Below are 8,068 nucleotides of genomic sequence, written 5' to 3' on the forward strand. Positions count from 1 at the left end.
ACCGCCTGGATCGGCGGCGCCTGCGGTGGCCTGACCCAGGCCGTCCGCGTCGCGCCGCAGCGCGACTGGCTCGACCGCACGCTCGCCGGCTGGGACCGGACGGCGCGCTGGCACTGAGCCGGCGGTCCCGCCGGCCGCGAGGAACCGAACCTTGGCCGACGGATTGCTTTACGTTAGGCTTCAACCCCACCTGCCGAGAGCGCCCTCGGCCCCCGGAGAGAACGATGCTCGCCACTGTGCTCCGCGGCGCCCTGCTCGGCGGCCTGTCCGTCGGCCTCCTCGGCTCGCTGCCGGCACCGGCCTCGGCCGTGATCAACGGCGAGGTGACCCGCGACCCGAACGGCACGCGCAACTTCGTGGTGCGGATCGAGAGCACCCAGGGCGAGATCTGCTCGGGCACGCTGATCGCGCCCGATCTCGTGCTGACCGCAGCCCATTGCGTGATGCAGCCGGCCGGCTACAGCATCGTGGCGGTCGACCGCGGCTTCCGCCAGCGCCGCGTCTCGGTGATCGCCGCCTCGATGCATCCCGAATTCGTCCCCGGCACCACGCCGGAGGACCAGCCGGGCGTCGACCTCGCCCTGCTCAAGCTCGAGCAGCCGCTCGGCACGGACTACGCGCCCCTCGATCCGCGCGGCGCCGGCTCGATCGGCAACGGCGACGCGGTCGACATCGCCGGCTTCGGCGTCGTCGCCGAGAACCGCCGCAACACCGCCCGCACGCTGCGCCAGGCGCACCTCGTCTCGATCGGGTCGCTGCAGGTCGCCAACCGGGTCACCGTCGTCACCGACCGCCGCCGCATGGCCGAGACCGCCGGCGCCGGCGCCTGCCTCGGCGATTCCGGCGGCCCGATCCTGTCGGGCGGCCCCGGCGGCTACCAGATCGTCGGCGTGGTGAGCTGGTCGAGCGGGGCGATGCGCCAGGACGCCCGCCGCCGCACCGCCTGCGGCGGGTTCACGGCGGTGACGCCGGTGGCCGAGCACACCGGGTGGATCGCGGCACGCTCGGCCGAGCTTTCCCGGATCGAGGTCGGCCAGGCGATGCCGGCCGGCCGCGGCAACCGCTCGGATTGGATGGCCCGGCCCGGGCGCAACCGCTGAACCCTGACCCGAACCGGAATTTGCAGAAGGACCAGGTTTCACGTGCGGTCGCGCGATCGTCGCCCGTGCATCTGGTCGATTGCATTTTCAATTCAGTGAATGATACCGCTTGATGCGATGGCGCCGACGCATCCGGCCTCAACCGGAACGCGATGCGGCTTCGCTCCCGGGAGCATCGCTCATGTTCGACGGCTCGACACCCGCCACGCCCTCGCTCGCCTCGGCGCTCATCGCCTTCGGGTTCGTCGGCGCCTGGGAGACGAACGTCGCGGCCGGGCGCTCGGTCCTCGACGAGGGCGCCTGCGACGTGATGGCGGGCGACGCGTCGCTCGCCGGCAAGCCCCTCACGCTCGACGAGTCGCTCGCGCGCATCCACCCGGAGGATCGCGACTGGGTGTTCGACCGGATCAGGCAGGTGCGCGAGACCGGCGGTTCGTTCTCCGCCGACTTCCGGATCGTCACGGAAGGCGGCGACATCCGCTGGATCCGCAACCGCGGCCACGTGACCCGGACGGAGACCGGCATGCACGGCCACGGCGCCTTCTTCGACGTCACCGACACGCGCGCGAAGCTCGACGTCCTGCCCCGGCCGAAGCTTCGCCTGCTGCCCCCGGCCGATCCGCTGGAGCAGGCCGCCGACCAGATCCTGGCCGCCCGCGTGGCGATCGACCGGACCGGGCAGAAGCGCCTGCGCACCCTCGTCGATACGCTGCTGCTGGAGGTGGGCCGCGCCCTGGCACGGCGCCAGGGCGCGTGAGGCCGGCCCGGGGCGGGCCGTCGACGCGGGCGGGGACGCCGCCCGCGGCCCGGATCAGGCGAACTTCAGCAGCTTGATCGCGGCGAAGTCCTGCACGCCGCCGCCGACGCGCTTGGTGGTGTAGAACAGCACGTAGGGCTTGGCGGAATACGGGTCGCGCAGCACCCGCAGGCCGGTGCGGTCGACCACGAGGTAGCCGCGGCGGAAATCGCCGAAGGCGAGCGCGAGGCTGCCGGCGGCGATGTCGGGCATCGCCTCGGCCTCCGTCACCGGGAAGCCGAGCAGGGTCGCGGCCCGGTCCGAGGCGGTCGGCGGCAGCCAGAGATAGTTGCCCTCGTTGTCCTTGAACTTGCGGATCGCGCTCTGCGTGCGCCGGCTCATCACGAAGCCGGCATTCTGGCGGTAGCCGGCCTTGAGGCCGTAGACGAGGTCGAACAGCACGTCGGCCGGGTTCGCCGCCGGGAAGGCGCCGGCCGTGCCGGTGCCGACGATCCCGATCTTGCCCGGCACCCAGGCGTCGTTGCCCACGGTGTCGTAGCTGAGGAAGCCACGCGGGCGGCTGACGCCGTTGCCGGTGACGAAGGCGACGCTCTCCTGCTCGGAGAACGCGGTCTCGACCTCGTCGGCGAGCCAGGCGTCGATGTCGACCACGGCGTCGTCGAGCAGGGTCTGGGTCGCGGCCGGCATGGCGTAGAGCTCCATCGCCGGGAAGTTCAGCTCCGACAGCACCGGCCCGTCGGTGGCCGGGCGCGGCGCGGTCTCGGCGATCCAGCCGGCGATTGGGGCGCCGGTCGCCACCGCGCGCTTGTACTGGCCGCCCGAGATGGTGCGGACGCTGGCGATGGCACGGATCGGCGACAGGTCGGCGAGGCGCTTGAGCACCTCGCGCTCGATGGTCTGCGGCACGAGGTAGCCGCCGTCCGGCCCGGATCCGGCCGAGAGCGCCTTGGCCTCCAGGCTCTTCAGGCCGCCGCTCTCGCCGGCGCGGACGTAGAGGTCGAACGCCGTCTTGTGCTCGTCGGCGGCCGCATCGCGCGGTTGCTCGGGCCGGCCGAGCGGCGGGCGGGCGCGGTCCAGGGTGATGCGGTCGAGGCGCGTCCGGGCACTGTCCAGCGCCGCATCGATCCGCGCGAGCTTCTCCTCGGTGAGCACGTCGGGCCCGAGCCGGCCCTCGATCTGGGCGAGCCGGGTGTCGTTGGTCTCCTTGAAGGCCTCGAAGGCCTGGGTCAGCCCGTCGAAGGCGTCCCGCGCGGTGCCCGGCTCGGCGCCGGGCCGCCCGGCCTTGTTCTCCAGCAGCACGCGATCGGACTTGGTCTCGAAGGTCTCGTGACGGGTCATGTGAGCCTCACCGTTGGAATGAAAAGTTACGCGCGGATCCCTCCCCCTCTGCGGGGGAGGGAAGAACGTGGGCGGCCGCCGCCTCTCACCACCCGGAGGGGGTGGCGGAGCGCCCGGCGGCACGCACCGGCGCGAGGCGCCGGGCGAAGGCGCGCAGTTCCGCCGGCAGCGGGGCGTTCGCGACGCGCGCGCCCGGCTGCAGCGGGAAGGTCACCAGGGAGATCTCCCAGAGATCCACCGCGTGCAGCTGGCGGAAGCCGCCGCACGGGCGCGCCTCCAGGGTGCGAAAGCCGATCGACAGACCGTCGAGGGCGCCGTCCCGCATCAGCGCGTCGATCTCGCGCGCCCGCTGCACCGCGAGGTTGAGGCGACCCTCGACGCGCAGGCCGCGCCCATCCTCGGCGAGCGCCTGCCAGCGCCCGATCGGCTCGGCGGGATCGTGCTGCCACAGCATCCGCACGCCGGCGGCGCCGCGCTGCCGCAGGCTCGCGGCGAAGGCCCCCGCCTGCACGATGTCGCGCCCGAGGTCGGGCACGCCGAACAGGCTGGCATAGCCGGTGAAGTGGCCGTCCATGGCGGTCTCCCGTGGCGGGCAGGGAAAGATCGGGCTGCGCCGGAGCCTCAGGCCCCGGGCTCCGGGGCTTCGGGCGGGTAGCCCACCGCCGCGCGCTTCTCGGCCGGCGTCAGGAAGTCGGCCGCCTGCACCCGGCGCCACAGCGACTCGCGCTCGCTGGCCAGCGCCTCGATCGCGTCGAGATCCGGTTCAAGGCGGACGTCGCCGAAGGCCGGCGCGAGCCAGTGCGCGAGCGCCTCCGCCGTGCGGCGGGCGAGCGGCACCAGGGTCTGGCGGTAGAAGGCGCGGTTGGCCTCGGCGTAGTTGGCGTGGGTGTTGTCGCCCGGAAGCCCGAGGAGCAGCGGCGGCACGCCGAAGGCCAGGGCGATCTCGCGCGCGGCCGCGGCCTTCGCCTCGACGAAGTCCATCTCCTTGGGCGACAGCGCCAGCGGCTTCCAGTCGAGCCCGCCTTCGAGCAGCAGCGGCCGCCCGGCATTGCCGGCGCCCTGGTAGTTCGCCTTCAGCTCGGCCTTCAGCCGCACGAACTGCGCCTCGCTCAAGCTCGCCCCGGCACCGGCGAAGACCAGCGCGCCGGAGGGGCGCGCCGCGTTGTCGAGCAGCGCCTTGTTCCAGGCCCCGGCCGCGTTGTGGATGTCGAGGGAGATCGCGGCCGCCTCCATCGGCGACAGGCCGTAATGGTCGTCGGTGGGGTGGAACAGGGCGAGATGCAGGATCGGCGGCACGGCACCGGCCTCGTCGTAGGCGACGCGGCGGCCGCCGACCTCGTAGACGTAGCCGGCCGGCCAGCCGTCGGGCCCCGGCACCACCCGCATCCGGTCGGGGCGCAGCGCGAACAGGGCGCGCGGGATCCCGTCGAGCGACACCGCCTCGAGATAGGCGTTCCCGGACACCATCAGGTGCCCGTACAGGGTCTCCAGCAGGCGGGTGCCGCCCTCGCGCGGGTTCGGCCGCGCCAGCAGCGCGGCGATCGGGTGGTCGGCCGCCTCCGCGCCGGTGACGACCAGCGGGATCGACGCGGCGCCCTCGGCGACGAGGCGCACGGCGCGGTGGACCACGGCGTTGCGCTGGTAGCCCTCGCGGGCGAGCGCGGTGCCGTCGCGCGCGGTCCAGACGGCGCGGGCGTCCCCGTAGAGGGCGAGGCTCGGCCCGGAGAGCGGGGCCGCCTTCACGGCCGGCACGTAGCCGGCGGCCCGCGCCAGCCTCGTCAGCAGGGTCGGCATCGGGCGCCTCCTCGAGATGCGTGTTGTCCGACGCCTCATGGGTCGAAACCCATGAGGCCCGGCGGATGGCCGCCGCCCCGCAGTCGCGTGGGCCGGCATCAGAAGCTGCGGATGCGCGGCTCGGCGCGGGGCGCGAGCAGCAGGTGCGTCACCGCCCAAACCAGGGCGTCGAGGCGGTCGGGCGAGGCGCCGGACGAGAGCCCGTCCGCCCCGAAATCGCACAGCTCGTCCTCGAGCGCCGGCAGCGCCCCGACGTGGCGGACGCGCGCTTGCGCGTAGAGCAGCGAGACCGGCTCGGCCCGCAGGTATTTTCCCCGTGTGGCGCGCACCGGGGTCACCGGCACCGCCGGATCGCACTGGGCGAGCACGGCGGTGGCCATCTCGCCGCCCTGGTTGACCTCGACCACGAGCCCGTCGGCGCCGAGGCGGTGGTAGAGCGCGAGCGCGGCGTTGGCCCAGGCCTGCGGGCTGGCGCGCGCCACCGTCGCGTCGGCGAGCACGTAGGCGGTCTCGCCCAACGCCCCGACCGCGACGATTCCGCAGGCATCGGCCGAGCGGCCTGAGCTCGCCGGCGGGTCGACCGCGACGACGATGCGGGACAGATCGGGTGCCGCGGCGACGCGGGCCGCCTCGATCGTCTCGCGCGTCCACAGGGCGTCGGCCCGGTCGTCGATCAGCTCGCCGTCGAGCTCCTGCCGCCCGAGGCGGGTGCCGGCGTAGCGCCCGACCACCGCCTCCAGGAAGGCGGGGGCGAGGTATCGGGCGTTGTCGGCGGTGCGGGCCTTCGTGACCACGCAGCGCGGGTCGGCGATCAGCCGGCGGATCAGCGGGATCGGCCGCGGCGTGGTGGTGACGAGGTTGCGCGGGCGGGCGCCCAGCCGCAGCCCGAATTGCAGCATGTCGAAGGCGGCATCCGGCCGGCGCCACTTGGCGATCTCGTCCGACCACGCCGCGCCGAATTGCGGGCCGCGCAGGGAATCCGGCTCCTCGGCCGAGAACGCCGACGCCACCGCCCCGTTCGCCCACTCGACCCGGCGCCGGCTCGGCGACCAGCGCGGGCGGCCGCCGCGCTCGGGCAGCCCGAGCAGGCCCGACGGGCCCTCGATCATCACGTCGCGCACGTCGGCGAAGGTCTCGCCGACGAGCGCGATCCGGCCGATCGCCCTGTCGGTGAAGGCCGGGTCGCCGCGGGCGAGCGCGTCGACCCACTCCGCCCCCGTCCGCGTCTTGCCGCAGCCGCGGCCGCCGATCACCGCCCAGGTGGTCCAGTCGTCCTCCCAGGGCGGCGGAAGCTGGTCGGGCCGCGCCTGGTCCAGCCAGTCAAGCGCCAGCGCCCGGAGGAGCGGCGGCGGCAGGCTCGCCAGAAAGGCGGCCATCCGGCCGGTCGCCGCGGCATCCTCCATAGCGGCGCGCGATCTCCGCGCGGAAGCCCGGAAGGTCGAGGGCGGAAGGGGTTCGGCCGTCGCCATCGCCCTCCCCTTCGCTGGCGGGATCGTCGGCGGCGAGGTCGTCGAGCAGGCGCTTGAGGCCCCCGAGATCGCGCAGGGTCCGCGCGGAATCGATCACCGCCGCCCCCTCGCCGCGCAGAGCCGCATCGAACGTCGCGATCTGCCGGCCGATATGCGCACGCAGCCGCCGCCGCAGCACCGGGAGGTCGGCGGGCGCGCGCACCGGATCGCCGCACCGTTCGAGGGCGGCGAGATCGGCCAGGATGTCGTCGGTCCCGCGCGGGCGGACCGGGCGCGTCCGCGCCCATCCACGATCGCGCATCCAGCCCGTCACGGTCGTCTGCGGGAGCCCGGCGGCGGCGGCGATCCGCGCGAGGCTGGCCTCGCCGTGCCGCACCAGCCGTTCCACGGCGGCGACGACCTCCGGCGGGACGGCCCCGGCTGCGCTGCCCATTCGCCGCCTCCCGAGACCGTCTCGTCACACTTCTGGAGCGTGCGGTTCTTATGCCGGAGGAGCGCGCCGATGTCAAGCCCATAATCCTGAGAACGATATTTTTTCCTTCTCACAGGGGTTTGCTGCAGGATCCCGGTTCGTGCGACGAGGCCGGCTTCCCAGGCGGGCCGGAGCGCCGACCGACGATGCAGGACGCGACGCACGACACCCTCGACGCCCTCCGCCGGGGCGACCTTGCCGGGGCGCGCACCTTGCGCCTGCCGGCCGCCGGCCTGACCGTGCTCCCGCCCGAGATCTTCGGGCTGGCCGACACGCTGGAAGTGCTCGACCTCTCGGGCAACGCGCTCACCGCCCTCCCCGACGATCTCGGCCGCCTGACGCGGCTGCAGGTGCTGTTCTGCTCGGGCAACCCGTTCGCGACGTTGCCGCCGGTCCTGGGGGATTGCAGGGCGCTGAGCCAGGTCGGGTTTCGCGGCTGCGGCCTCGTGGAGGTGCCGGGCGAGGCGCTGCCGCCGCGCCTGCGCTGGCTGACGCTCACCGACAACCGGATCGCGCACCTGCCCGACGCGCTCGGGCATCGGCCGCGGCTGCGGAAGCTGATGCTCTCGGGCAATCGCCTGCGCAGCCTTCCGGACAGCCTGGCGGGCTGCGACGACCTCGAGCTGATCCGTCTCGCAGCCAACCGCCTCGACGCGCTGCCCGCCTGGCTTCCGGCCCTCCCCGCCCTCGCCTGGACCTCCTGGGCCGGCAACGCGTTCGAAGGCGATGCGACGCGAGCCTCGGCCGTCCTGGTCCCGTTCGCCGACCTCGACACGGGCGCGCTCCTCGGCGAGGGCACGTCGGGCCGGGTGCACCGCGCGCTGTGGCGCCCCGGCGGCACCGCGCCGCCACGGCCGGTCGCGCTCAAGCTGTTCAAGGGGACGATGACCAGCGACGGCCTGCCCGAGCGGGAGATGGAGGCCTGCCTCGCGGCCGGGGCGCACCCGAACCTCACCGGCGCGCTCGGGCGGATCACCGGCCACCCGGACGGGACCGACGGGCTGCTGATGCCGCTCCTGCCGCCGGACCGGCGCGTGCTCGCCGGGCCGCCGAGCCTCGCGAGCTGCAGCCGCGACGTCTACGACCCGGCCCTGCGCCTCGCCCCGGCGGCGCTGCTGCGCCTCGTCCGCGGCGAGGC

The 8,068-nt window shown here is 74.4% G+C and carries 8 protein-coding genes and 1 pseudogene; 4 read left to right on the forward strand and 5 right to left on the reverse strand.

The annotated features are described in order from the left end of the window. The 3 genes and pseudogenes from FV230_RS30910 to FV230_RS20790 form a co-directional block, all read left to right on the forward strand. Positions 1 to 117, forward strand: a pseudogene (locus FV230_RS30910) (S1 family peptidase); the annotation flags it as partial. 107 nt (positions 118 to 224) lie between these two features. Next, a complete protein-coding gene (locus FV230_RS20785; RefSeq protein WP_147843740.1) occupies positions 225 to 1,100 on the forward strand; it encodes a trypsin-like serine protease in 876 nt (291 codons plus the stop codon). 181 nt (positions 1,101 to 1,281) lie between these two features. Beyond that, positions 1,282 to 1,857, forward strand: a complete 576-nt coding sequence (locus FV230_RS20790) for a PAS domain-containing protein (RefSeq protein ID WP_147843741.1) — start codon at positions 1,282 to 1,284, stop codon at positions 1,855 to 1,857. A 54-nt stretch (positions 1,858 to 1,911) separates the two neighbouring features. Here the strand turns inward: FV230_RS20790 and FV230_RS20795 are convergent, their stop codons facing one another. The 5 genes from FV230_RS20795 to FV230_RS29825 all read right to left on the reverse strand — a co-directional run bounded on the left by FV230_RS20795 (position 1,912) and on the right by FV230_RS29825 (position 6,891). Next, complete coding sequence (locus tag FV230_RS20795) at positions 1,912 to 3,195, reverse strand: phage major capsid protein (RefSeq protein WP_147843742.1); 1,284 nt, start codon at positions 3,193 to 3,195, stop codon at positions 1,912 to 1,914. An 85-nt stretch (positions 3,196 to 3,280) separates the two neighbouring features. Then, positions 3,281 to 3,769: an HK97 family phage prohead protease gene (locus FV230_RS20800; RefSeq protein ID WP_147843743.1), complete on the reverse strand. Its 489-nt coding sequence runs from the start codon at positions 3,767 to 3,769 to the stop codon at positions 3,281 to 3,283. Between the two features lie 47 nt (positions 3,770 to 3,816). Next, positions 3,817 to 4,989, reverse strand: a complete 1,173-nt coding sequence (locus FV230_RS20805; protein ID WP_147843744.1) for a phage portal protein — start codon at positions 4,987 to 4,989, stop codon at positions 3,817 to 3,819. Between the two features lie 98 nt (positions 4,990 to 5,087). Beyond that, positions 5,088 to 6,365, reverse strand: coding sequence for a terminase family protein (locus tag FV230_RS20810; protein ID WP_147843745.1), 1,278 nt, complete (start codon positions 6,363 to 6,365; stop codon positions 5,088 to 5,090). Further along, the gene (locus FV230_RS29825; RefSeq protein WP_187275568.1) at positions 6,310 to 6,891 is read right to left on the reverse strand and encodes a hypothetical protein; all 582 of its coding nucleotides are present in this window, start codon (positions 6,889 to 6,891) and stop codon (positions 6,310 to 6,312) included. Before FV230_RS29825 ends, FV230_RS20810 begins: the two co-directional genes overlap by 56 nt. A gap of 185 nt (positions 6,892 to 7,076) precedes the next feature. Between FV230_RS29825 and FV230_RS20820 the strand changes: the two genes are divergently transcribed. After that, on the forward strand, positions 7,077 to 8,068 hold a 992-nt coding region (locus FV230_RS20820; protein ID WP_147843746.1), incomplete at its 3' end, for a leucine-rich repeat domain-containing protein.

Origin of the sequence: Methylobacterium sp. WL6, assembly GCF_008040095.1 — a bacterium.
In the GTDB taxonomy this organism is placed as follows: Bacteria; Pseudomonadota; Alphaproteobacteria; order Rhizobiales; family Beijerinckiaceae; genus Methylobacterium.